This is a genomic window from Viridibacillus sp. FSL E2-0187, from assembly GCF_038006425.1.
GTDB lineage: Bacteria > Bacillota > Bacilli > Bacillales_A > Planococcaceae > Viridibacillus > Viridibacillus arvi.
Genome location: NZ_JBBOVG010000001.1, coordinates 3287638 through 3313183, shown reverse-complemented (window position 1 = coordinate 3313183; position 25546 = coordinate 3287638). Strand labels below are relative to the sequence as shown.

Annotated in this window: 29 protein-coding genes and 1 other annotated feature; of the genes, 21 read left to right on the top strand and 8 right to left on the bottom strand. The window is 35.6% G+C overall.

Translation table 11 applies throughout. The features are described from left to right. The 3 genes from MHH85_RS16220 (at position 1) to MHH85_RS16210 (ending at position 2958) form a co-directional block, all read left to right on the top strand. Positions 1–900, top strand: coding sequence for an RluA family pseudouridine synthase (locus tag MHH85_RS16220; RefSeq protein WP_340707734.1), 900 nt, complete (start codon positions 1–3; stop codon positions 898–900). Between the two features lie 222 nt (positions 901–1122). Next, entirely contained in the window at positions 1123–2499 is a 1377-nt protein-coding gene (gene mgtE, locus MHH85_RS16215) for a magnesium transporter (RefSeq protein ID WP_053417717.1), read from the top strand. A gap of 48 nt (positions 2500–2547) precedes the next feature. After that, complete coding sequence (locus MHH85_RS16210) at positions 2548–2958, top strand: hypothetical protein (protein WP_340707733.1); 411 nt, start codon at positions 2548–2550, stop codon at positions 2956–2958. A 182-nt stretch (positions 2959–3140) separates the two neighbouring features. Here the strand turns inward: MHH85_RS16210 and MHH85_RS16205 are convergent, their stop codons facing one another. Continuing rightward, positions 3141–3653 carry a CotY/CotZ family spore coat protein gene (locus MHH85_RS16205; RefSeq protein ID WP_193738532.1) on the bottom strand — a complete coding sequence of 171 codons (513 nt, stop codon included), beginning with the start codon at positions 3651–3653 and terminating at the stop codon, positions 3141–3143. Between the two features lie 130 nt (positions 3654–3783). Between MHH85_RS16205 and MHH85_RS16200 the strand changes: the two genes are divergently transcribed. The 7 genes from MHH85_RS16200 to MHH85_RS16170 all read left to right on the top strand — a co-directional run bounded on the left by MHH85_RS16200 (position 3784) and on the right by MHH85_RS16170 (position 6924). Beyond that, entirely contained in the window at positions 3784–4206 is a 423-nt protein-coding gene (locus MHH85_RS16200) for a YhcN/YlaJ family sporulation lipoprotein (protein ID WP_193738533.1), read from the top strand. After that, positions 4206–4661 carry a stage V sporulation protein AC gene (spoVAC, locus tag MHH85_RS16195; protein ID WP_193738534.1) on the top strand — a complete coding sequence of 152 codons (456 nt, stop codon included), beginning with the start codon at positions 4206–4208 and terminating at the stop codon, positions 4659–4661. Before MHH85_RS16200 ends, spoVAC begins: the two co-directional genes overlap by 1 nt. Next, entirely contained in the window at positions 4655–5665 is a 1011-nt protein-coding gene (locus MHH85_RS16190) for a stage V sporulation protein AD (RefSeq protein ID WP_227751990.1), read from the top strand. Before spoVAC ends, MHH85_RS16190 begins: the two co-directional genes overlap by 7 nt. Positions 5666–5674: 9 nt before the next feature. Beyond that, positions 5675–6040 carry a stage V sporulation protein AE gene (gene spoVAE, locus MHH85_RS16185; RefSeq protein WP_193738535.1) on the top strand — a complete coding sequence of 122 codons (366 nt, stop codon included), beginning with the start codon at positions 5675–5677 and terminating at the stop codon, positions 6038–6040. Between the two features lie 66 nt (positions 6041–6106). Further along, positions 6107–6262 (top strand): YjcZ family sporulation protein, encoded by a 156-nt coding sequence (locus MHH85_RS16180; RefSeq protein ID WP_193738536.1) that lies wholly within the window; start codon positions 6107–6109, stop codon positions 6260–6262. 28 nt (positions 6263–6290) lie between these two features. Continuing rightward, on the top strand, positions 6291–6536 hold the full coding sequence (locus MHH85_RS16175) for a stage VI sporulation protein F (protein ID WP_340707732.1): 246 nt from the start codon (positions 6291–6293) through the stop codon (positions 6534–6536). Between the two features lie 85 nt (positions 6537–6621). After that, positions 6622–6924 (top strand): hypothetical protein, encoded by a 303-nt coding sequence (locus MHH85_RS16170; protein WP_193738538.1) that lies wholly within the window; start codon positions 6622–6624, stop codon positions 6922–6924. A 239-nt stretch (positions 6925–7163) separates the two neighbouring features. Here the strand turns inward: MHH85_RS16170 and MHH85_RS16165 are convergent, their stop codons facing one another. The 3 genes from MHH85_RS16165 to MHH85_RS16155 form a co-directional block, all read right to left on the bottom strand. Continuing rightward, entirely contained in the window at positions 7164–7592 is a 429-nt protein-coding gene (locus MHH85_RS16165; protein WP_193738539.1) for a GNAT family N-acetyltransferase, read from the bottom strand. A 3-nt stretch (positions 7593–7595) separates the two neighbouring features. Then, positions 7596–8111: a YjcG family protein gene (locus tag MHH85_RS16160; protein WP_193738540.1), complete on the bottom strand. Its 516-nt coding sequence runs from the start codon at positions 8109–8111 to the stop codon at positions 7596–7598. A gap of 87 nt (positions 8112–8198) precedes the next feature. After that, a complete protein-coding gene (locus MHH85_RS16155) occupies positions 8199–8921 on the bottom strand; it encodes an alpha/beta hydrolase (protein ID WP_193738541.1) in 723 nt (240 codons plus the stop codon). Positions 8922–9025: 104 nt separating this feature from the next. On the opposite strand from MHH85_RS16155, the gene MHH85_RS16150 reads away from it, so the two are divergent. Both MHH85_RS16150 and MHH85_RS16145 read left to right on the top strand, forming a co-directional pair. Then, entirely contained in the window at positions 9026–9586 is a 561-nt protein-coding gene (locus MHH85_RS16150) for a phosphatidylglycerophosphatase A family protein (protein ID WP_053417704.1), read from the top strand. Between the two features lie 108 nt (positions 9587–9694). Then, positions 9695–10462 (top strand): thermonuclease family protein, encoded by a 768-nt coding sequence (locus tag MHH85_RS16145; RefSeq protein ID WP_340707731.1) that lies wholly within the window; start codon positions 9695–9697, stop codon positions 10460–10462. 64 nt (positions 10463–10526) lie between these two features. On the opposite strand, the gene MHH85_RS16140 is transcribed toward MHH85_RS16145, so the two are convergent. Next, entirely contained in the window at positions 10527–11069 is a 543-nt protein-coding gene (locus tag MHH85_RS16140; protein WP_340707730.1) for a GNAT family N-acetyltransferase, read from the bottom strand. A gap of 151 nt (positions 11070–11220) precedes the next feature. Here MHH85_RS16140 and MHH85_RS16135 point away from each other — a divergent pair, with 151 nt between their 5' ends. From MHH85_RS16135 to MHH85_RS16115, 5 genes are all read left to right on the top strand, one after another. After that, positions 11221–11631, top strand: coding sequence for a VOC family protein (locus MHH85_RS16135; protein WP_340707729.1), 411 nt, complete (start codon positions 11221–11223; stop codon positions 11629–11631). Positions 11632–11671: 40 nt separating this feature from the next. Next, positions 11672–12265, top strand: coding sequence for a histidine phosphatase family protein (locus MHH85_RS16130; protein WP_340707728.1), 594 nt, complete (start codon positions 11672–11674; stop codon positions 12263–12265). Between the two features lie 861 nt (positions 12266–13126). Further along, positions 13127–13747 (top strand): DUF47 domain-containing protein, encoded by a 621-nt coding sequence (locus MHH85_RS16125; protein ID WP_053417701.1) that lies wholly within the window; start codon positions 13127–13129, stop codon positions 13745–13747. Between the two features lie 15 nt (positions 13748–13762). After that, positions 13763–14761 (top strand): inorganic phosphate transporter, encoded by a 999-nt coding sequence (locus tag MHH85_RS16120; RefSeq protein WP_038179566.1) that lies wholly within the window; start codon positions 13763–13765, stop codon positions 14759–14761. Positions 14762–14895: 134 nt separating this feature from the next. Further along, the gene (locus MHH85_RS16115) at positions 14896–16497 is read left to right on the top strand and encodes an ABC transporter substrate-binding protein (RefSeq protein ID WP_193738546.1); all 1602 of its coding nucleotides are present in this window, start codon (positions 14896–14898) and stop codon (positions 16495–16497) included. Between the two features lie 54 nt (positions 16498–16551). Here MHH85_RS16115 and MHH85_RS16110 read toward each other — a convergent pair whose 3' ends face one another. Both MHH85_RS16110 and MHH85_RS16105 read right to left on the bottom strand, forming a co-directional pair. Further along, positions 16552–17589: an ABC transporter permease gene (locus MHH85_RS16110; RefSeq protein WP_340707727.1), complete on the bottom strand. Its 1038-nt coding sequence runs from the start codon at positions 17587–17589 to the stop codon at positions 16552–16554. Continuing rightward, positions 17586–18308, bottom strand: coding sequence for an ABC transporter ATP-binding protein (locus MHH85_RS16105; protein ID WP_340707726.1), 723 nt, complete (start codon positions 18306–18308; stop codon positions 17586–17588). Before MHH85_RS16105 ends, MHH85_RS16110 begins: the two co-directional genes overlap by 4 nt. Positions 18309–18415: 107 nt before the next feature. Between MHH85_RS16105 and MHH85_RS16100 the strand changes: the two genes are divergently transcribed. After that, positions 18416–19261 carry a class I SAM-dependent methyltransferase gene (locus tag MHH85_RS16100; RefSeq protein WP_340707725.1) on the top strand — a complete coding sequence of 282 codons (846 nt, stop codon included), beginning with the start codon at positions 18416–18418 and terminating at the stop codon, positions 19259–19261. Positions 19262–19655: 394 nt separating this feature from the next. Here MHH85_RS16100 and MHH85_RS16095 read toward each other — a convergent pair whose 3' ends face one another. Continuing rightward, entirely contained in the window at positions 19656–20639 is a 984-nt protein-coding gene (locus MHH85_RS16095; protein ID WP_340707724.1) for a diaminopimelate dehydrogenase, read from the bottom strand. A 407-nt stretch (positions 20640–21046) separates the two neighbouring features. On the opposite strand from MHH85_RS16095, the gene MHH85_RS16090 reads away from it, so the two are divergent. The 3 genes from MHH85_RS16090 to MHH85_RS16080 all read left to right on the top strand — a co-directional run bounded on the left by MHH85_RS16090 (position 21047) and on the right by MHH85_RS16080 (position 25472). Next, complete coding sequence (locus tag MHH85_RS16090) at positions 21047–22234, top strand: hypothetical protein (RefSeq protein ID WP_340707723.1); 1188 nt, start codon at positions 21047–21049, stop codon at positions 22232–22234. A gap of 16 nt (positions 22235–22250) precedes the next feature. Next, positions 22251–23426: an amidohydrolase gene (locus MHH85_RS16085; RefSeq protein WP_340707722.1), complete on the top strand. Its 1176-nt coding sequence runs from the start codon at positions 22251–22253 to the stop codon at positions 23424–23426. 154 nt (positions 23427–23580) lie between these two features. Continuing rightward, positions 23581–23822: a binding site (T-box leader), on the top strand. 57 nt (positions 23823–23879) lie between these two features. Beyond that, positions 23880–25472, top strand: coding sequence for a 2-isopropylmalate synthase (locus MHH85_RS16080; protein ID WP_193738553.1), 1593 nt, complete (start codon positions 23880–23882; stop codon positions 25470–25472). Positions 25473–25546 lie beyond the last annotated feature (74 nt).

The following is a 25546-nucleotide window of genomic DNA, read 5'->3' as shown; positions in this document are numbered from 1 at the left end:
ATGAAAGATTTACGATATCGCTTAACGTTTAAAGTAGAGCAAGATCAACTTTTTAGAGATGCACTTGCTATGTGGGGAATTTCTAAGAGAGCTTTAACTGCAATAAAATTTCAAGGTGGACAACTTTTAGTAAATAATATAGAGCAAAATGTCCGCCATATTCTAAAGAAGAACGATTTAGTCACAATTATCTTTCCACCGGAAGAAATTAGTCAAGGGTTAGTTCCGGAAGATGGGAATCTAGAAGTCGTTTTCGAGGATCATGAACTGCTAGTTATTGCTAAACAACCTTATCAAAATACGATTCCTTCCCATGATCATCCCAATGGTAGTGTTGCTAATTTTGTAGCTGCCCATTTACAACAGCAGGAATTAACTTCAACTGTGCATATTGTAACACGTCTAGATCGAGATACTTCAGGCCTTATGTGTATAGCAAAGCATCGTCACGTTCATCATCTTATGAGTGAAGCTCAAAAGAGACATGCTATACATCGGACGTATGAAGCAATCGTACATGGCCATATGGAGCAAGAACAGCAAAAAATTATTGCTCCAATTGGGCGTAAAGATGGAAGTATTATTGAACGTGAAGTACGAAGTGATGGACAGTTTGCACATACCGATGTTGTCGTATTAAAACGAACAATGTTAGATGGAGAAGCAATTACTCATATTCGTTTAAAACTGCACACAGGACGTACGCATCAAATTCGTGTACATATGGCATCTATTGGACATCCACTTATTGGAGATACATTGTATGGAGGGCGTAGAAATTTAATAGATCGCCAAGCTTTACATTGTGTAGAGCTACAGTTACACCATCCAGTGACGAAACAATATTATAGCTGGCAAATAAATTTGCCAAAAGATATGCAATCACTACTAATAGAATAATTAATGTAAGGTGCTTTTATAAAAAAGCACCTTTTTTTTGATTTCCCGGGAAATTTAAAGATGCCATTTGTAAAAGTACATTCACGAATGTTAGTATTAGGGGTGTTCAAAGAGCTGTAATTAAAAGTTTTTAAAAAAATAATTGCACTTTTGAAGGTCTACACACTATTATAGTAAGGTGTTATTTTAACTGACTTAATGAGTCGAGAGGAGGGGACATGCATGATAGAAGAAACAAAGGAAAAAGATGAAGTACAATTCGATGAGCAACATCTACGTCAATTACTGGAGAATCTAGAGACAGATAATTTTCGCGAGGAGTATCTAGCACTTCATCCGTATGATCAGGCACAGTTTTATGAGAAGGTGGGGCCAGATATACGACAGATTATCTATCAGTATCTCTCCCCTAAAGAGATGGCTGACATTTTTGAAGCTATTGAACTCGATGATGACGAATATAAAGGTATTTTAGAGGAAATGGATACGACATATGCAGCGCAAATGATTGCTGCTATGTATACTGACGATGCGGTTGATGTTTTAAATGAATTAGATAAAGATCAAATCACTCATTTCCTTAAAATAATGGATAAAGATTCAGCACAAGATATTAAAGAGCTTTTGTACTATGCGGAGTATACAGCCGGGTCTATAATGACGACAGAATATGTCGCTATTCCTGAGAATTCAACCGTACGTTCAGCGATGACAATTTTACGCAACGCAGCGCCAGATGCAGAAACGATTTACTATATATTTGTAGTGGATGATACAAATCATTTAACGGGTGTTATTTCTTTACGTGACTTAATCATTGCGGAAGAAGACACATTAATACGTCAAATAATGAATGATCGTGTGGTAAGTATTAATGTAACTGATGATCAAGAGGCAGTCGCTCAAATTATGAAGGACTACAACTTTTTAGCTGTACCTGTTATTAATTCAAAAAACGAAATGCTGGGTATCATTACAGTCGATGATATTATTGATGTAATTGATGAAGAGGCGTCAGATGACTACTCTAAATTAGCCGGGGTTTCAGACATGGTAACATTCGATAAAAGTCCGTTTGCTGCAGCGAAAAAACGCTTGCCGTGGCTTGTTGTATTATTATTTTTAGGCATGTTAACCGCTAATTTAGTAGACTTATTTACTGGAACATTAGAAAAGGTGGCGATACTTGCTGCTTTTATTCCTTTAATAGGTGGTACTTCAGGGAATAGTGGAACCCAAGCATTAGCCGTTGCTGTTCGAGGAATTGCAACTGGTGATGTTGAAGAAGAAAGTAAGATGAAGTTATTAATACGAGAAGCAATTACAGGCATAATTACAGGTGTTGTTTGTGGTGTTATTGCATTTGGTATTGTGTTCTTTTGGAAACACATGTGGCTTTTAGGGTTATTAGTAGGAACCGCTATTTGTTGTTCAATTATTGTGGCAACAATTGCAGGATCTTTTATACCGTTATTAATGCACCGATTAAAAATTGACCCTGCGGTAGCATCTGGTCCGTTTATTACAACATTAAATGATATAACAAGTATTTTAATTTATCTTGGGATTGCAACGATGTTCATTAGTAAATTGATGTGAACTTATTTTCCGGGGGAGCATACAATATGAAAAAAAGGATGTGTTAACTTGGGGAATCGCCCACTCCTTTTTGTCAAAGCTCCCCCGGCTTTTTTTATTGATATTAATAGCGATAGTACTCCTGTTTTAGAGGATGCTATTGAAGAGGCATTTGTAGATGGTATTGTAGAAGCGGAAACAGAGCAAGTAGAATCCATTGAACTAGTAGAATCTGTAGAACCATTTATAGAAGATGCAGAAGTACGTCGTAAAACAGAGCGTTTAAAATTTTTGTCTGCACCGTTTCAGCAGAAAGCTTATCAACCATTGCAATTTAGTTTATCGGATGGCCGTATTATAGAAGGAATCGTTGATCGCGTAATGCAAGATGAAGTGATTTTGAAAAGTTACACAGGTGTTGTATATCCAACGAAAATTAATGAACTCGTACAAATTAAGTGGCGAGGAAAAGTGTTTTAAAAGCTATCCCTTAAATGGGATGGCTTTTTTTATGCAAAAATAAATATTAACTGCATAAGCTAAAAGTACAATATCACAAAAAGCTCCGGAAGTTAGAATACCTAACTTCGGAGCTCATTGCCTGACACTGCTATCATCCATTTTAAAACAAAGACACTACTGCAAAGTCCTTTGACTTGATATTAGTCGCATACACCTAAAAAGACGTCTTTTATACATTGAACTGCACAGAAGCAATTCAAGTCAACAGTAACACAGCTAGTTGATGCTTCCCAATCTACAACTTTACAGATAGTTGATAAATCTACATCAGTACCGCAATCTGTTAACAAATCAGCTACATGATCACCGTGTTTTAATGGAATTAATACACGTAAAGTAGCACAGCAACCGTCGAAAATATCCTCTACTCGGAAAAAGACCGAGAAACAGTGATGATCGCCAGAAGCTCTAGTTCTGAAAAACGCTTTAAAAGGAGTGCCGTCTTTGTTTAATAGCATAAATACACGTGTATCAGCTTGTGTGCGTGCAGGGCTTACTAATCCACCAAGAGGTTCTAGGAAACAGTTAGTTGGGCATTGGCCACAACCCTCATCAACGTTTTGGTCTTGAATGTCTTTAATAGCGCGAACTACGTCGCAAACACATCCTTTTGAAACTTTGTGACCTGCATCATCATTTCTTCCGCATCCCATATTCAATTTCACCTCCTTTTCAATCTCCTTATACAATATGTCATATTAGAAAATGAACTAGGGCAACTGCCTCAGTTATGCATAATTTTTCAAAAGAAACGCATACTGTTTTTAAAAAAAGGTGAAGTATATGAAGAGAAACGTTTTAAGGTTTTTGTTATTAATATGCTGTATTCAGTTATTGGTCGCTTGTAGTGGAGAACAGAAGGAGAAATTTGCTACGTACCATGCAGCAGGGGATAATGGGTCGCAATCGACTATTGAAAAGCTTCTGAAAGAAGAAAAATCGATTAATAAGGGTACTGCTGTCTTCGTGGATGACGTTATTTTAGTGGGTGTGCAGATAAAACCTTTTTCAAAATTGAAACGAACCAAAATCGAAGAAGGATTACAAAAGAAATTTGAAAAAGAATTTCCTGATAAAGAAGTACTCGTTAGTACTGATTTTAAAATATCTTGGGAAGCACAAAAGCTTATGAAAAAAGAGTTAACTGAAAAAGAACTGAAAAAGAAAATTAAGAAATTACAAGATCTTGCAAAGGAAGAAACCTGATGAATCAAAAAGATTACGAGCAATTACAAACGAAACTGTCACCTAAAACGCCAATTGGATTAAATTTACTAAAAGCTTTTTTAGTCGGAGGTATAATTTGTACAATCGGACAAGCCATTTCTTTTTTCTATATTATGAATTTTGATTTTACAGAGCGTACAGCAGGTAATCCAACGGTAGCAACAATGATTTTTATTTCATTATTACTGACAGGATTTGGACTTTATAAAAAGCTGGGGCAATTTGGAGGAGCAGGCTCAGCGGTACCAGTTACCGGCTTTGGTAATGCAGTTATTTCAGCAGCTATTGAACATAAGACAGAAGGCTTAGTACTCGGAGTTGGTGGGAATATTTTCAAATTAGCGGGTTCTGTTATTGTGTTCGGAGTTGTATCGGCCTTTTTCGTAGCACTTGTTAAATTAATTTTAGTAACGATTGGGGTGACTCAATGGTGATGGATAAAGGTGTAATTTATTTTCCATCTAAGCCGTCTATTTTAGCAGCCGGAGTAGTAGTTGGACCATTGGAGAAGAGAAGTGTTTTTGCTAAAAATTTCGATTTAGTACTAGATGATGAAAGGGCAGATCAAAAAACAAATGAGCAAGGACATCAACATTTGATTGAAGAAGCTGCACAAATCGCATTACAAAAAAAGAAGTTGACTAAGGATGCGGTAGATTTCTTTATCGGTGGAGATTTAGTCAATCAAATGACGCCGACGAATTTTGCTGCTGCAACTATTGGTAGCCCTTTTATTGGTATGTACTCAGCATGTGCTACATCAACCTCAGCCGTCATTATCGCTAGCTTACTAACTGAGCTAGGTGGTAGCCATTATGCACTCGCTGGGGCTGCGAGTCAACATAATGCGATTGAAAGGCAATTCAGATATCCTGTCGATTATGGAGGCCAAAAACCAGCGACGGCACAATGGACTGTAACCGCAGCAGGTTATGCTCTTATTGGTAAGCATCAAGAAGGCGAACCTTGTATTGAGGCTGCGACTTTCGGAAAAGTAGCTGATTTTCAACAATCAGATCCATTTCATATGGGGGCAGCAATGGCACCGGCAGCTTTTTCTACGATTAAACAACATTTAAAAGGTAGAGGTCAAACTGTACAAGATTATGATGTTATTATGACGGGTGATCTTGGAAAAGTGGGCTTGCCTATTTTAAAAGAAATGTTAAGGCAAGCTGGATTTACGACAAAACAGTTAGAAACAATTCGCGATGGCGGAGCTGAGTATTATGGAGATGATCCATTGTTTTTAGCTGGTGCAAGTGGAGCAGGTTGCTCCGCGTCTGTTTTTTTTAGCGAAATACTAGCGGAGCTAAAAAGCGGACGGATGAAGCGAGTGCTGTTAGTAGCAACAGGCGCTCTCTTATCGCCGTTATCTGTGCAACAAAATCAATCGATTCCAACCGTTGCACATGCAATCGAAGTAACGATGAAATGAGGGAATAAAATGTTTACTACTTTTATAATCGCATTTATTGTTGGCGGATTGATTTGTGTAATTGGTCAACTGCTGATGGATGTCGGTAAATTAACCCCTGCACATACATTGTCCATACTTGTTGTCACAGGTGCAATATTAGATGGCTTTGGCTTATATGAGCCACTTATTGATTTTGCTGGTGCAGGAGCAACAATCCCTATTACGTCTTTTGGGAACTCTCTAACACACGGTGCTTTAGCAGAAGTAGAAAAGCATGGTTGGATAGGAGTTTTAACGGGAATGTTTGAAGTGACAAGTTCGGGTATTAGTGCGGCCATCATATTTGGATTTATAGGAGCTTTAATTTTTCGATCAAAAGGAAATATCGACTAGTTCAAACGCCCTCTTCTTTCTGTAAACCGTTGCATACAATACGGTGAGAGAGAGGAGGGATTTCTTATGTCTGGATTCTCAGGTTATGGTTACGGCTACGGCGGTGGCTACGGCGGCGGAAACGAATGCTACTATGGCGGCAATAGCGGCAATGGTTCAACGTTCATCTTAATCGTTGTTCTATTCATCTTGTTGATTATTGTTGGCGCAAGCTTTATCTAGTTTTATCGGTTAAAAAGGGGGGACTTAAATGCAAAGCTCATTCTTTCGAAAAATTGAAGGAAAAACGGGTGTACCAATGGCAGATGTACTTGCATTAGCAAATGCTATTCAATATGCAGATTTTCAAGACGAAGCCCAAATTCGAAAAATTATTCGTAAAGTATCTCAACTAGCAAATAAACCAGTAACAAAAGAGCTAGAAGAAAAAATCGTCGCATCTATCTTAAAAGATGGTAATTCTTTAGATTTGAATAAAATTCAAAAAATGTTATAGCATAAAATAATATTCTCAGTAATATACTAACTTTAATCGAAAATATGTCTTTGCAGGAAAAGTTATAGTATAGGAGGGGATTGTGATGGGCTACATTCTACCAGTTCAGCCGTTACAAGCAACGCAATATGCAGAACGTATGAACATGAAAGCATTTAATTATGCTCACGTCCATACAATTGCAAAGGTGAAAAAGCAATCTCATTTTGAACGAGTGCTTGATATGCGTGCTGAACTTACTGAAATGCAATTGAACAAGAAAAAAAACAAAAATCGTGGGAACTCCCTTCAAGTCCATCAACAATTCATCCATCCTAACCCAGCAGAGTTACCAAAATTTGATCTAAAGGTTACTGATAGAGGTAAATATTATAGTAAATATGTTTAAAAAATACTATAGACGATTATCATACGGTACTTCGAATAATAAAAAGGAGCCAATCCATGGTTGAGTTTACAATCAACCGTGGTTGGCTCTTTTTGTTCTAGAACTTAGGAAGTTAGATGATTGATTATAACATTTACAACTTGAAAGTCGACAAAACCAATAAAAAAGAGATGCAAGTACCAAACAGTAAATAAAAAAGCTACTAAAACGTTGATTTTCAGCGTTTTAGTAACTTATTATTAGAATTCCTTTTCCATTGCGCGATGTGGGATACCAGAATCCAAAAATTCAGGTGATGTAATAATATAATTTTGTTTTTCGTAGAAAGGAATAGCGTGAGTTTGGGCATTTAACTTCACTTTTGCTAATTGATGACTTTTAGCGTATTTCTCTAAATGTGTCATCATTAAAACACCGATTTGCTTTCTTCGAAAATCAGGTAATACACAAACACGGTCAACTTTAGCGATATTACCGTCAACAATTCGCACTCTGCCTGCTGCAATCGGTTCTTCGCCATTGTATGCTACGAAATGTGTTGCTTCTTTGTCGTATTCATCTTTTTCTAAAGGAAGAGGAACACCTTGCTCTTTAACGAAGACTTCCTCCCGAACAAAGAAAGCGTCTCGTAACTCTTTCTCTGTCTCAGCAATTTTAGCAAAAACCAATAATTACTCAGCTCCAGACAGTCGGAACGTTTCGTATACCGTCCATGAACCGTCTTCTAATTGATAAAGTAAATGAATACGATCAATAACTTCTTCGGAATGAACATCTGTCATGCGTAACTGACCATAAATATCATCATGCTCACCTGAGGACATATCTTGTGCAATAGTTATATGCGGAACAAATTTATATTCTGGTTCTTGTCCGAATGATTTAGCATGCAATGCATCATGTAATTTTTGAAGCTGTTCTGTTGCTTCTACTTTTAGATAGATAGCATTGTTCACTGGCGCAAATGAACTTACCTTTGATACGTGAATTGAAAGCGGTTTAAATTGTTTACTAATTTCTTGGAGCATATTAGTAACTTCGTTCACTTTTGAGTCATCTACTTCAAAAGCACTTTTTAAAGTAATATGAGGTGTGATTTTAGAGAAATGCGTGTCATATCTTTTTCTATATGAATTCGCAAAATCTTGTAATTTCTTAGATGGAAATGCAACGATACCGTATTTCATAATTCCGTACCCCCTAAGTAGTTTTATATAGCTTTTCTTAATTTTCAGTATAACAGAAAAAAGTTAATATTCATTGTGAAATACATGCTAAATACTAAAGTTTTGTTTTATGACACGTTTTAAGTCAGGTTGCCAAAACTTCCATGAGTGATTTCCTTCGAATTCATCATAAAAAGTAGAAAAGCCTTTGTTGACTATCAACTCATGTAATGCACGATTAGGTGTAAGGAAATCTTTAATGCTCTTATCCATAGTTACTACTTCATGTTCTTTTGTACCAATAACGTGATAGATTGAAAAAGCATGAACATCTTGTACCTGTTGCACTTTTTCTAAAACATTTTCATTTACTAGAGGTGACTGCATTAATACTTTACCAAAAATATTCGGATATTGGATGGCTGCTAGTAAAGAAACTGTCGCAGCCTGTGAATCTCCAATCAATGCTCGACCCATCCCCATTTGATATGTAGAGTAATGCTCGTCAATATAAGGAACAAGTTCATGTGCTAAAAAGCGCAAGTATGCTTCATGTTTTTCTCCATTTGGCAAATATTTTTGTCGTCGATCCTCTACACTTTTATAAGGTACACCTACAATTATTAGATTTTCGATATCACCTTGCTCCAAATACTCATCTACTACTCGAGAGATTCGACCGAGTTGGAAATAATCTTTACCATCAGATGCGATTAACACTGAGTATTTATAAAGTGGTGAATAGTTTGCAGGTAAGTAAACTAATAGATGGATGTCCTCTTGTAAGGATTCACTGAAAAAATCTATGTCTGTGATTGTGCCACGATTCAAAGCTGTCACTCCTTCAGTTTTCTGTACGAAAATTGTAACATATAAGAAAGTAAAGGTATAATAGTAATGATAAAGGACTATAAACATGGAAATGAGGATGAGTCATGTATAACAAAAAACTTCAAGTTTCATCAGAAGTAGTCGCTAAAGCGGCGCGTGATGCATTAGAACGCCGTGGTGTTACATTAAAGGATATCGCGGAAATTGTGTATGAAATGCAATTTGCATATAATGAAGGACTATCTCTAGATCATTGTATTGAATCGGTTGATAAAGTACTAAATAAACGTGAAATTCAACATGCAATTTTAGTAGGGATTGAGCTAGATGAATTAGCAGAGAAAAAGTTACTGTCAGCGCCACTACAACAATTAGTTGAATCCGATGAAGGATTATTTGGAGTGGATGAGACAATCGCTTTAGGAGCAGTATTTACTTATGGTAGTATTGCTGTAACAACTTTTGGGCATTTAGATAAACAGAAAATCGGAATAATACAGCAACTTGATACAAAAGCGGGTGAAGGTGTTCACACATTCCTAGATGATTTAGTTGGAAGTATTGCTGCATCTGCTGCGTCACGTCTTGCACACCGTATTCGTGATTTAGAAGAGCAAGGTAAATTAATAAAAGACATTAAACCATACGGTACTACAACAGATTAATATCCAACTAGTCAATACCCAGCCCTCTGCCGAAGACTGGGTATTTTTATGCTCTAAATGCTGAAAGTAAGCCGATAACTAATAGTTTATGTTAAGATTACGATGGTGATGACAATGAGAAAATGGGGACTCCTTCTGATAGGCTTTCTAGTATTTATACTGCAAGCATGTACAGAAGCTACAGTGACAAAAAAAGAAGAATCAGAAAATCTAATCGATGTCGAAGTAGTAAGTATCATGGACGGTGATACAATTAAAGTAAAATACGACGGAGAAACAAAAAAAGTACGCTATTTATTAGTAGATGCGCCTGAAATGTACCATCAACAATTAGGTGAACAACCTTTTGGTCGAGAAGCGCAGGCTCGTAATCGTGAAATATTGAACAACGCAAAGCAAGTTTCTATTGAATTTGATGTTGGTGAACATGAAGATAAATATGGTCGCCTTCTTGCCTATATATATGCGGATGGGAAAAGTGTTCAAGAGCAACTAATTCGTGAAGGTCTTGTACGTGTTGGATATATATATGAACCGAATACTACAAATGTGAAAGCTTTTGAGAAAATTCAAGATGAAGCTAAAGCATTGAGAAAAGGAATTTGGCAGTACGACGGTTATGTAACAAATCGAGGATTTGATAAATCGGCTGTGAGAAGCGGGGCGTCTACTGAAGGGCAAACAAAAAACTCACATAAATCCGATAGCTCAAATCAATGGAATAAAACAAGTTGCTCTATTAAGGGAAATATAAACAGCAAGGGTAATAAGTTCTATCATATGCCAGGCTCCAACAATTATGATGCAGTAAAAGAGGAAAAAATGTTCTGTACTGAAAAAGAAGCGGAGCAAGCTGGGTTTAATAAAGCTAGCTAATATATAAAAAAGACTTCTCACAAATTGCGAAAAGTCTTTTTTAAATTTATTTATTACCTTGTTATTATTTAATAAAATACAATACATTATCGGTCGGTTCATACTTCGCATCGTAAAGAAATTCATCTTCGTACGCATGAATATTTTCATATATCCATTTCATATGTCCAAGTATTTTTTCTTCAGCAATACCTGTTAGAGCCCAGTAATGAATATCCATTTTCAGTGGTTTGCCTGTCTTTACATGATGCCTGCAATAACAAATATGTGATGCTAAATTGAAATCGTGACGTTTATAGAAGCGTAATCGCTTTTCAGTGTCTACTTCAGCTTGTTCAAGTGATTCTACCTCCAATAAAATTGGTTTGCCATTCCCTTTTAAATGCTCTAAAATTTCCCCACCCAATCCTTCACCACGTGCTGACGAAGAAACAAATAAATAATCGACAAATATAAAATTAGGGTGATCTACATATGTTAATACGTATTTTTCGTTTTCTAACTTATTATAAATACCTACTTTATCTTTCAATAAAAGTTCTATATGTTGACGTGATTTCATTTCCTCTACGGGAAAATATTCATTTAGTTTTTCAAACCAATCCATATGTATAACCCCTTTCGATTTAGCATTATTATGCAGTTTTTTGCAAAAAAATAAAACAGAAATACGTCAAAAGAGTGAGATGTTGTTCAATCTTCTGACGGAATAAATAAGTTTAATTAAATGGTAATATCCTTTCAAAGGGGTGGTAAGAATGAATAACTATTGGTCAGAAAATGTGTATGTTACACAGGTTAGGGTTGCTAGACCTACAGATCAGTTAAGACAAGTTGAGCGTTTTTATTGTGAAGGTTTAGGATTGACGAAAATTGGGTCATTTACAGGGCGAGGTTATGAGGGTTTGTTGATTGGGCTTCCAACTGCAACATATCATTTGGAATTTACCCAACACAAAGATGGGAGCCCTTGCCCAGCACCAACTAAAGACAATTTAATTGTATTTTATATACCAAATCAACAACAGATTGATACGATTATCGAGAGATTAAGAGCATTAGGCTATAAAGAGGTTCCTCCAGAAAACCCTTATTGGGAAAAGGAAGGTAAGACAATCGAAGACCCTGATGGCTGGAGAGTAGTGTTAATGCATACAGCTGGAATATAATATGATACTCTAATGTAAAGATAGTTTAGGAGGTACTAACATGACAGAAATTTGTGTGGTAAGACATGGAGAAACGGATTGGAATGCACTAGGGAGATTACAAGGTGTAACAGATGTACCTCTTAATAATAAAGGAGTCCAACAAGCAAAAGAATGTGGTGTGTTTTTCAAAAATTCTAACTGGGCTGCAATTTATACAAGTCCATTATCAAGAGCAAAACATACAGCAGAAATAATTAATGAACAATTACACATATCGCTAATTGAAATTGAGGAATTTAAGGAACGTTCTTTCGGCGAAGCAGAAGGTATGGATATGGAAGAACGTATAAAAGCGTTTCCAAATAAACAATATCCAAATCAAGAATCCTTGGACTCAGTGCTTGCAAGGTTACGAAATGGACTTGTTGAAATTCACGAGCAGTATCCAAAAGATCGAGTCATTCTAGTCGCCCATGGAGCGGTTATTCATGCACTTTTTACACTACTCGAGAATGGTGATACTTTTCCACAGGAAGTACGATTAGCAAATGCAGGAATCAGTTATATTTCAATTCAAGATGATAGATGGATACTTGGCGATTTCAACCAATCAGCGCATTTATCGCAAATCAGTGAAATAGGTAAGATTTAAGATGTGTATGATATTATACACATCTTTTTTTTATTCATTTTGAAAATACGTTTAAATGAGGGGTTTTTTTAATGAATGATATTTAACGCTGATGTCGAGAAATGGATCAAAAATTGAAAGGATTAAAAAGAAAGTTATGATCTGAATTTACAGCTAGTAATTGACGTTGGTAAGAACTAAGAGTAGTGAATGGCATATTTCAAAAAATCAATATTTGAGATTTACATGATTGCTTTATTTTATGTTGGACATACTACTCTGAAATGAATTAGTTATAATTCATTTTCAATTTTCCCTTCATTCATTATTTTTATTACAGTATTCTTTTTTGTTTTCTGTGATTTCGATGGTTGTGAGAAGCTGTTTGTGGTGTATGTATCTTTGAAGGTATACAAGAATTTTTTTATTGTTTAACGATTCTATAGTTTTTGAAGTTGGACTCATATTTGTCGTGTTGTAAACGACAAAAAGGCTTTCCTTTTGTCGATATCGTTAGTTTTGTAAATTGTAAAACCTACATTCTATATTAAAGTGGTAGGTATTTTGTCGAAAAATAAAGCGTTTACAAATAAATTCGATATTGACAAGATAGTTGTATGTTTATCAAGTAGTTAAGCCTAGTATTTAAGGTCTTTTTATTCAACAGGATGTATATTTTTCAGCAATTTTCGACAAATGAAACTATGTGATTTTCCACATTGGAACAATTTTTTTTCGAAATTGTGAACGCTAATGTTACAGGATTGTAAAAGTTGTCATAGAATATGTAAAAATTGCAGATATTCTATTAAATTATTGTTAAGCTAATTTAGCGTTCAGGACAAATATATGTTTTGACACTAACTTTTTCAGGAGGAATTTATGTTTAATCGAAAAAAGCCAGATCCATTCTTTGAGGTTTTAGCAAAAATTGCAGTTAATGTACAAGAGGCAATGCATTATGCCAACGATTTCCGCATTCAGAGTTTGGAAGACTTAGAAGAAATTAGCAAACGAATGAAAAAATATGAAACGGATGGGGATTCTCTCATTCATGAATTAATCGTGATGCTGAATAAATCATTTATGACCCCAATTGAAAGAGAAGATATTCTTGCGCTTGCAAACAGTATGGATGACGTCCTTGATGGAATGGAAGAATGTATTGCACACTTCGACATGTTCGCGTTAATCGATATCGATGATTCAATGAATACATTTATCGGCTATATTGTGAAAAGTGCTGATGAAATTGTAAAAGCAATGGAATTATTAAAAACGAAAAACTTAATTGGTATGCGTGATCATGCCATTTTAATAAAAGATTATGAAAGCAAATGTGATGAAGTGCTTCGTACATCCATTAAGCAACTATTCTTGCATGAAAAAGATCCAATCCAACTTATTAAGTTCAAGGATATTTATGAACAATTAGAGGATATTGCAGATGATTGCCAAAATGTAGCGAATACTATGGAAACTATTATTATGCGTAATGCATAGGAGCAGGAGTCACGAATGGATACAATACTCTTATTAACAGTCTTAGTTGTTATTTTTGCACTGACATTTGACTTTATCAATGGTTTCCATGATACAGCAAATGCTATTGCTACTTCAGTATCGACAAGAGCATTGCCACCGAAAGTAGCTGTAATAATGGCTGCAATTATGAACTTTATCGGGGCAATTACATTTACAGGTGTTGCAAAGGCAATTACGAAAGACATCGTAGATCCTTTCGCATTATCAAATGGTTCTGTCATCATTTTAGCTGCATTACTTGCAGCTATTATTTGGAACTTAATTACTTGGTATTACGGAATTCCGTCTAGTTCTTCTCATGCAATTATTGGTGCTATTGCTGGTGCTGCTATTGCTGCAGCAGGTTTTGGTATCTTGAACTACACAGGTTTCGTGAAAATATTACAAGCTTTATTATTATCACCGTTTATTGCTATAGCAGCTGGTTTCTTAATGATGTCTTTATTCAAAGTCATTTTCAAAAATGCAAATTTATATCGTACAAATAAAGGAATCCGATATTTACAGATTTGTACGGCTGCACTTCAATCGTTTACACATGGTACGAATGATGCACAAAAAGCAATGGGTATTATGACAATGGCTTTAATCGCTGGTGGATTACAAACTGGCGATGATATTCAAGGTTGGGTTCGAGTTTCCGCAGCATTAGCAATGGGACTTGGAACATCAATCGGTGGTTATAAAATCATCAAAACAGTTGGTGGTAAAATTATGAAATTGCGCCCTGTTAACGGTGCAGCAGCCGATTTAGCTTCTGCTTCAGTTATCTTTAGTGCAACATTAATTCACTTGCCAGTTAGTACTACACATGTTATTTCTTCCGCTATTATGGGGGTAGGAGCTGCACAACGTGTGAAAGGTGTTAAATGGGGAGTAGCTCGTAAAATTATTATGACTTGGATTATTACGATGCCATCATCAGCAGCAATGGCTGCATTGATATTCTACATTTTAGATTTCTTTTTCTAAAACTTAGTTAACAACTGCCTGACAACTGATCACAAATCGGTTGCAGGCATTTTTTATTTACATTATTATTTGAAAATTATGAAAATATACTTATAATTGATAGAAGGAAGAAAATAGGATGTGGGGGGATTTTTATGAAGAATAAGAGATTAGGATTTAGCATTTTCTTAATGGCTATGCTTTTCCTATTGGTGGCATGTTCATCTGATGATACAAAAGGTGAGAAATCATCAGATGATAAAGTAAATAACAAGGACTTGCAAACTATTGTTTATGGCCGAGGAGCGGATTCAGTTTCGTTAGATCCAAGTACAGTAACGGACGGTGAATCGTTCAAAGTAGCACGCAATATTTTTGAGACATTATTAGTTTTTGGCGAACAAGATACATCAACAAAACCTGGATTAGCCAAAGATACGAAAATCTCTGATGATGGTAAGACGTATACTTTTACGTTAGAGGAAAATGTTAAATTTCATGATGGTACAGACTTTAATGCGGAAGCTGTTGTTAAAAACTTCGAACGTTGGATGAATGGTAGTGCAGATCAATTTCCTTATTATGCAGACATGTTCGGCGGCTTTAAAGGCGACAAAAATCACATTATTGAAAGCGTGAAAGCTGATGGAGATTATACATTTATCATTCAATTAAAGAAACCAATGATGCCACTTTTAAATAATTTAGCAATGGTGGCTTTTTCAATTGCCAGTCCAACTTCTTTTGAAAAAGACGGTGAAAAATTTGGAGAAAACCCTGTAGGGACTGGTCCATTCAAATTCTCAGAATGGAAAAGAAATGATTCAGTTGTTTTGACAAAAAACAATGATTACTGGCAAGATGGTTTACCAAAGCTTGATAGTGTCATTTTCAAAGCAATGCCAGATAATGCAGCAAGGTTAAATGCATTATTGAGTGGAGAAATTGATATTGCAGATGGTGTAGCACCTGCATCTATTTCCACAGTTGAACAAAATGATCAAATTACTTTAATTGAACGCCCTTCATTTAATGTAGGCTATTTAGGGATGACAACAAATAAAGCACCATTTACAGACATAAAGTTACGTCAGGCGATTAGCCATGCAGTAGATCGTCAAGTAATAGCGGACACATTCTTTGAAGGGAAAGCATTGGTAGCAAAAAATCCGGTACAACCAACAGCTTTAGGCTATAACGAGGATACGCCTTTATATGATTATAATCCGGAAAAAGCGAAAGCATTATTGAAAGAGTCTAGTTATGATGGCAAAGAATTAGAGTTATGGGCAATGCCTGTACCGCGTCCATATATGCCAGATGGCCAAAAGGTTGCTGAGGCGATTCAGAAGAACTTAGCAGATGTGGGGATTAAAACAAAAATTGTGTCATTTGAATGGGCGACATATTTAGAGAAAACAAAAGCAGGGGAAGCAGATTTATTTTTACTTGGTGGAACAAGTGACAATGGTGATCCTGACAATTTATTATCGTTGTTCTTTGATCAGGATGGATCATTAAATAACTCTCAATTTTCAAATGATGAAGTTCAAAAGCTTCTACAAGCTGGTCGTTCTGAACAGGATGAAGAAAAACGTAAAGAGATATATAAACAAATTCAGCTTATTTTGCATAAAGAAGCACCTGTATTGCCATTAGTACATTCCACACCACTATTAGCAGCATCTAAATCAGTAAAAGACTTTAAAGCACATCCAACAGAAGCTGATGATTTAAAGAATGTCTCTGTAGAATAAAAAAACAACACGCTCGTTATATAGAGCGTGTTGTTTTAGTATTTATAAACGATATTAAATAGCGCGATATTTTTTTAAAGCAACGAAATTTAAGGTTATGAATAGGATTGAGAATAATAATAATACACCGAGATTAACAATGATATCTGTAAATACAAACCCTTTATACATAACACCCGTAAGAGCATCTGCGGCATAGTATAGTGGCATGATTTTACCGATTGAAAGCAACCAATCCGCCATGCCATCCAGTGGAAATAATCCTGTAAAGAAAATTTGCGGCACAATGACTAGTGGAATGAATTGAACCATTTGAAATTCTGAAGATGCAAAGCTAGATAATAAAATGCCTAATGACAAGGCAACTAATGCGAGCAATAGGTTAATAAGTAGCACATACCAAATAGATCCAACTAGAACAATATCAAGTATTTTCACAGCATATAAAACGACGATTGATGTCTGAATGATAGCGAATAGTCCGTAGCCTATTAAATAGCCAAGCACAACTTCATGACGACGAATAGGTGTAGATAATAACCTTTCTAATGTGCCTGTAGTACGTTCCTTTAATAATGCGATTCCTGCAATGAGGAAGACGAAAAAGAATACAAAGAAGCCGACTAAGATAGGGCTAATGGTGTCAAATAATTGGGTGTTTTCATCACCATATACATAACTTGTACTCACTCCTAGATCCGAGGATTTACTAGGATTATTAGACATTTGAAAGGATGATAGAGCTTGTTTCACCTGCATTTGTAATGCCCTTGCTTTACTAGGTGAGTCATTCTGTAATGTCAAAGAGAGTTGCTTATTTTCAATTGTTAGCCAACCGTCTAAACCTTCAGCAAGTGCCTCTTTTTGAGAAAGCTGGTTAAACTTTTCTATTTCAATATTAGCATCTTCTAATGCATTAACTATTTTCGTATCTCCACCAATCACTCCAAGCTTCGGAGAACTATCTTCTGTATGAAAGATAAAGTACATCAAACTCAAGATGAGTAACGGTGCAAGAAATAATAGTGCAAGTGTCCGTTTATCTCGTAGCATTTGCTGAATTATTCTGTTTACTAAAGCAATAATTCTCATATTTTAGCACCCCCAGCTCGTAAAAACACTTCATCAAATGTGTCTGCGCTATATAGTGCTTTTAATTTAGTAGGTGTCCCAGTTGCGATTATTTTACCTTCTCGCATTAAAGCGAGCTCATCGCATTTTTCGGCTTCATCCATTACATGTGTAGTTAGAAGGATGGTTTTCTTCTCTATTTTTTTCAGACGTTCGAGCTCTTGCCAAATTGTAAGTTTTAGAGCAGGATCAATTCCTACAGTTGGTTCATCTAAAATAAGAATATCTGGGTTTTGAAGTAGTGCTATGGCGAGTGATAATCTGCGTTTCATACCGCCAGAATAATTTTGTACCTTATGAGAAAGCTCATTTGTTAGTTGGACAATATCCGCAGCATAAGCAATACGTTTGTCTCTTTCAGCTTTATTTAAAGAATATAACTTCGCAAAAAATTGCATATTTTCCATTCCCGTTAAATCGCTATATAGTGCATCGGATTGTGCCATATAGCCGATTCTTTTGAGTATATTGTAGTTAGGAACAGTTTGATGAAATACTTTTATTTGACCTGCATCTGCTTTTAACATGCCTACTATTAATTTGATTAATGTTGTTTTACCACAACCAGATGGACCGATTACACCGAAAATTTTTCCTGAGTCAATAGACAGACTGACATTTTGAATAATGGATCTTTTTTGAAAGTGCTTTTGAACATTTGTTAATTGGATTGAAGACATAAAATTCACTCCTTTTATACACATTAATAAATTGAGTTGATTGTTCACATAGTCTAATTTATTGTGGAAGATATTACAATATCAATTTGTATCATGGAGGTAACTAGATGGATGAAAAGATAATAGAAGAAATTGTAGACTGTATGGCCATTTATGGTAACGATAGTACAATTCAAAAAATCCAGACAGCACATCGTTTGAAGTTAGGACAGTTTTGGTCAATCCAAAAAGGGATGAGAGTACTAGAAATAGGTTGTGGACAAGGGGATACTACAGCAGTATTAGCGCATCTAGTAGGTGAAGAAGGCCTTGTTCATGGTATTGATGTCGCGGATGTAGATTATGGTAGTCCTATCACATTAGGAGAAGCAGCCAGGCATTTAAAAGCTTCAAAGTTAGGTGCCCAAATAAAAATAGATTTAGCTACAGATGTGATTGCGGATGAAATCGATTTTCCAGAACAATCATTTGATGTGGTGGTGTTATCCCATTGTTCTTGGTATTTCCAGTCAGCTGAGCAGCTAACAGTCATATTAAAGAAAGCTAGGAAATGGGGAAAAACATTATGCTTTGCAGAATGGGATGCAAGGGTAACAAGTATTGAACAGTATCCTCATTTTCTGGCTGTATTAATTCAGGCTCAATATGAAACATTTAAAGACACAAGTATCTCTAACATCCGTACATTATTTACGGCAAAGGATATTAAGAAAATCATTCAACAAACCGGATGGGAAATCCAAAAAGAGAATATAATTTACTCTCCGGAATTACAGGATGGAGAATGGGAAGTGGACTTTACTATCCAAGATTATGCCAAAGAGCTTATAGCTTTAGATTATATTCCAGAAAAGTTGGTTCAATTACTGCAAACTGAAATATTGATACTTACAGAGGCAATACAAAAAAATGCTATTAAACCGATGTCTACGTATGTACTAATAAGTAATTAGAAGAATGTACTGATTCATTAATGTTGCTATGCCTTTAATTTTAGTGGGAAATTAGTTAAAGACGATTGTGCATAACTTCATCAAAAAATCATTTTAGCGAGATACACTTCAACTGTACATGACATAATCTATATACCCAAAAAATAATTGAGTATTCAGTTATTAGAATTCGGTAGAATAACAAAAAACCTTACGGGCCCTTCAATTGATAGAAGGCAGCATAAGGTTTCTTGTTTGAGATTATTGAGTCTTTTGTAAGAATCACTATTCATCATAGTTGTCGAGAGGATAAAAGTCAATATGACGGAAGCTTTTTAGTGAATCTTGATAATTAAAATAATCGAATAAAGGCTGACATGTCGTGAAGACAGTGTCAGCCTTTTATTTTTAATTTTTATAATAACTCTTTACGCAGTTCAGCTGCTGATTTTGGTGACAACAAGCCAAAAGGTACATCGAAAACTGTTTTAGCTCCATTGTTGCCAGATTTGTTAAGTTTGAAAGCAGCACGTGCAAAGGCAACTAGGACGCTTGATGTGAAGTATGGATTGCTTTCTAAGTTTAAAGAGAACTCCATAATTTGCTTATGTTCTGCTTTAGATTCACCACTTCGAATAACGAACCCACCATGTGGCATACCGCTATGATTTGTAGCAAGTTCATCTTCAGAGATAAAATTAACAGTTGTATCATAATCAGAGAAATAGTTTGGCATTGTTTTAATTTGTTCTTCGATTTTCACTGCATCTGCTCCATCTTCTAATACAACGAAACATTCACGGGCATGCTTTTCACGAGTAGTTAATTCAGGGTTTTCACCATTGCGTACGCGATTTACTGCCTCTTCAATTGGTAATGTATATTGCACTGCATTTTTAACGCCTTCAATACGACGAACTGCATCAGAGTGGCCTTGACTCAAGCCATCACCCCAAAAAGTATAAGTATTGCCAACAGGTAACACTGCTTCTCCTAAAAGACGGTTTAATGAAAATAGACCTGGATCCCAACCAACTGAAATGATACTCACTTTATTTGCAGGTTCTGCAATCGCATTTACTGCATCATAGAAAGCTGGAATGTTAGCGTGTGTATCAAAGCTATCAATAGTATTAAACCATTGTGCGAAATGAGGTACTTGCTCCGGTAAGTCCGTAGCAGACCCCCCACACAAAATCATAACATCAATGGCATCTTTAAATTGTTCAGCATCATTTACCGCATATACGGGCACATTAGCGCTCGCGATTTTTAATGAAGAAGGATCACGACGAGTAAATACTGCCACTAATTCCATATCAGAGTTTTGCGCAATTGCCCCTTCAACGCCACGTCCTAAATTACCATAACCTACAATACCAATTCGAATTTTACTCAAAGTCTTTCCTCCTAAAAATATGTATAGTACCAACAAATATAATTTCAATTGTACTTTTAATTTAGAAAATTCACAATGCTATACACTAGATTAATAGTGAGAGGGATGGGGTTGTTTGAATTTTTAAGTCGTGTAGATAGAACTTCGCTAAGGAGATGACCACTCATTATTGCATTAATTTTACTGAGAGAAAAACTAATCTTTAATGAGTGATATTATCTCTTAAAAGTAATAAATTTACTATTTCAATAAAGAGGTTTCATCTATATTTAAATAGAGAAATATGATTAATGTTGATAATTAGCTAGATAAAGTTAATATTTTCTCGAAATATATTAATTATATACATATTCAGAAAATTTGATGTTATTGTAATATTACAAATTAAATGACGTGGAGGTTATATTATGGCTCAAATGCTAGCCCTTGTTATTTTATTAGGGATTTTATATATTGGCGATGTTGTGGCAACTAAAACGAAAGCATGGATTCCATCTGTATTTGTTTGCGCGGTACTGTTTTTATTGGGTTATTGGACATTTTTCCCGAAGAATATTGTAGAGATTGCAGGTATTCCAGCAATCGTAGCAACAATGATGATGTACTTATTAATTACGAATATGGGAACTTTACTTTCATTGAAAGAATTAAGAAATCAATGGAAAACAATAGTTATTGCACTATCAGGGATTTTAGGAATCATCGTTATATTATTTACAATAGGTGCTTTGATTTTCGATATGCAAACGATGATCGTAGCGATTCCACCACTTGTTGGTGGATTGGTTTCAGCTCTTATTATGTCTGAGGGAGCTGCAAATGCAGGGTATGATGATCTAGCTGTTTTCGCAATTGTTATATATGTTATTCAAGGTTTTGCTGGTTATCCGCTAACGTCAATTTTCTTAAAAAAAGAAGGAAACCGTTTATTAAAGCTATATCGTACTGGTGAGATGAAAGCACAAGAGATAACTGTTGAAGAAGAAGAAAAACTAGAAAAACCAAGATTATTTAAGAAATTACCCGATCGCTACAATACGGATTATTTCAAATTTTTCCGCTTAGCCATTGTAGGCTGTTTAGCATATTTTACATCAACTGCATTAGCCCCAATTATTACAGTAAATGCATTGGTACTATGTTTACTATTTGGTGTTATTGCTACTTCACTAGGTTTCTTAGAAAAGCAGCCATTGCAAAAAGCAAATGGTTTCGGTTTCGCCATTATGGCATTAATGTTATTTATTTTTGATGGTTTAAAAAATGCGACACCAGAAATGATGCTACGAATAATTACACCTTTAATTGTTAGTATCGTTCTTGCCGTAATTGGCATGTACATCTTTTCATTTATCGTAGGGAAAATTTTAAAAGTAAATCCAAATATGGCGTTCGCTGTATCATTAACAGCCTTATATGGATTCCCAGCAGACTATATTATTACAAATGAAGTTGTGAACGCTGTAACTACAGATAAAAAAGAACGTGAATTCTTAAGCAGTCATATGCTTCCACCGATGCTTGTTGGTGGTTTCATCACAGTTACGATAGTTTCTGTTGTATTAGCAGGTTTGTTTGTAACATGGATTAAATAATAAAGGGGTCCTTCAAATGGGGAAAAATATAAAAGAAATCATTGCAAGTTATAATGATGAGTTAGTTGCAATCCGTCGTAAATTACATAAAGAGCCAGAGTTATCATGGCAGGAGTTTAAGACAACTCAGTTTGTATGCGATTATTTAAAACAGCTGAATATTCCATATAGAACAACAGAACCAACAGGTGTAATTGCGGATATTACAGGAGAGAAGCCAGGTAAAACGGTTGCTCTTCGTGCAGATATGGATGCGTTATCTGTTTATGAATTAAATCGTGAGCTTGAATATCGCTCACAAGAAGATGGCAAAATGCATGCATGTGGACATGATGCTCATACAGCAATGCTATTAATTGCTGCAAAAGCATTAAATGAAATTAAAGATGAATTAGCAGGGAATATTCGTTTAATATTTCAACCTGCTGAAGAAGTAGCATTAGGTGCAAAGGAAATGGTTCGCCAAGGTGCAGTGGACGGTGTGGATAATGTGTTTGGTATTCATATTTGGTCTCAAACACCTTCATATAAAATCCAATGTGCACCAGGACCAGCTTTTGCATCGGCCGATCTCTTCAAAGTAACATTCAAAGGTCGCGGTGGTCATGCAGCAATGCCACATGATTCGGTTGATGCAGTAATGATTGCGTCATCATTTGCATTAAATGTACAAACAGTTGTATCGAGAACAGTTAATCCATTACGACCAGCAGTACTAACAATAGGTAAAATGGAGGTTGGCACTCGCTTTAATGTTATTGCTGAAAATGCAGTTCTTGAAGGAACGGTTCGTTGTTTCGATGTAGAGACTCGTCAACATATAGAAGCGCAAATTCATCAATATGCAGAGCAAGTTGCCGCAATTTATGGTGGTACTGCCGAAGTTGAGTATGACTACGGTACACAAGCTGTCATCAATGACAAAGATAGTGCGGAGTTAGCACGTCATGTTATTGAACAATCATTCGGAGAAGATTCATATTATCTTGATGATCCTACAATGGGCGGAGAAGATTTCAGTATCTATCTTGATAAAGTACCTGGTTGTTTTGCTTTAGTTGGCTGTGGTAATACTGAAAAAGATTCACAATGGGCACACCATCATGGACGCTTTAATGTAGATGAGGATACATTGAAAGTTGGTTCTGAGTTATATGTACAATATGCAGTAAACTACTTAAAGAAAAATTAATAATCTTATTTTAAGAAAATAAATGTCTAATCAATACGATAGTTCTTTTATGTTTATAACTATAAATTTATTCTTAAAAGAAAATTTAAATTTTTCTGATAATTATATTGACTATTAAGAATTCAAAGGTTAGAATCATAACTAATCAAATAACGAATGAGCAATGATTGGAAATAGTAAAGGGATAAATAAGCTATTCAGAGAGCCGGTGGTTGGTGGAAACCGGTAGTTATTTGCCTTTGAACTCGTCCAAGAGCTACTCCGTGAAATAATAGTAACGGATGTCGGGATTCTGCCGTTAAAAGAATAGATGGTGATAGCCATCGAACTGAGTGGGTTCATGTATTAGGCATGGATCAATTAGAGTGGTACCGCGAGCACAGCCTCGTCTCTATAGTTTCTATAGAGGCGGGGCTTTTTATTATTTTATAAAAGAAAAGGAGTGTATGTGAAATGTCGAGAAAAATATGGGTGTTTGATACAACTTTACGTGATGGGGAACAAGTTCCGGGGGCCAAACTAAATTTATACGAAAAGCTAGAAGTAGCTCATCAATTAAAGAAATTACAAGTAGATATTATTGAAGCGGGTTTCCCGGCATCATCGGCCGGAGATTTTAATGCGGTAAAAGAAATTGCGATGAAGGTCGGGAATACGGATAACATAATGATTACGGCTCTAGCACGTGCTGTTAAAGCAGATATTGATGCGGTTTATAATAGCGTGAAGTATGCTGAAAATCCGTTAATCCATATGGTTCTTGGCACTTCAGACATTCATGTTGAAAAGAAATTTGGTAAATCAAAAAATCAAATTTTAGATATAGGAGTAGAGGCTGTCAAATATGCTAAAACGCTTTTGCCGGAAGTGCAGTATTCTACAGAAGATGCATCACGCTCTGATTTTGAATACTTATGGTCAACAATTGAAGCGGTTGTAAAAGCTGGTGCTACAATGATTAATGTTCCTGATACAGTTGGTTTTGCCGTGCCAGAAGAATTCGGTGAACTTATATTTAAATTGAATGACCGCCTAAAAAATCTGAATGATAAAGTACTTTTAAGTGTACATTGTCATAATGATTTAGGGATGGCTACAGCAAATACATTGGCTGCTATAAAAAATGGAGCGGATAAAGTTGAATGTACAATCAACGGAATCGGCGAGCGCGCTGGAAATGCAGCATTAGAAGAAGTAGTGATGGCTTTAAATACACGCTCACCATTTTTCAATGCAAATACAAATATTAATACAAAAGAAATTATGAATACATCTAAGCTAGTGAGTAGCTTAATGGGGCTTGATGTACAGGTGAATAAAGCTATTACAGGAGATAATGCATTTGCCCATTCATCAGGTATTCACCAAGATGGTTTACTAAAATCACGTGATGCTTACGAAATTATTAGTCCTACTGAAGTTGGTTTAGATGATATGGAACTGGTCTTAACAGCCCGATCTGGACGCCATGCAGTGAAAAATGCACTTGGAAAATTAGCCTTTAACCAATTAACAGACGAACAATTCGAAGAAATCTTTGCTGACTTTTTAGTATTAGCTGATGCGAAAAAAGAAGTATATAACCATGATCTATATATTATTGTAGAAAAATACTTCAAAAGACATGATATGAATGAAGAAATTCAACATCATAGTGACAATTTTTATGAACTGTTGGATCTTCAAGTCATTAGTAATACGATTTTCCCTTCAGCAAGTGTCAAGATTAAAAAGGGTGATCAAATTTTCAAAAGTAGCGCTGAAGCATCAGGTCCAATTGATGCACTTTACTCTTCAATCAAAGAAATCATCGATATCGATATAAATTTATTGGAGTACAAAATTAGCAGTGTATCAAGAGGGAAAGAAGCATTAGGTAAAGTAAAGTTACAGGTAGAATATAAGGGTGAAAAGTATGTTGCAAAGGCAACTGATACAGATGTCATCAAAGCAAGTGCATTAGCTTATATAAATGCAGTGAACAGTATAATTGTGGATAATCTACTGCCTGAAATAAACAAAGAACCTGTTGCACAATCACTTTAAATGCCAAAAACAACTTCTGCTTATAAGAGAAGTTGTTTTTGTTGTTGATAGAATTTTTCTATTAATGAAAGGGG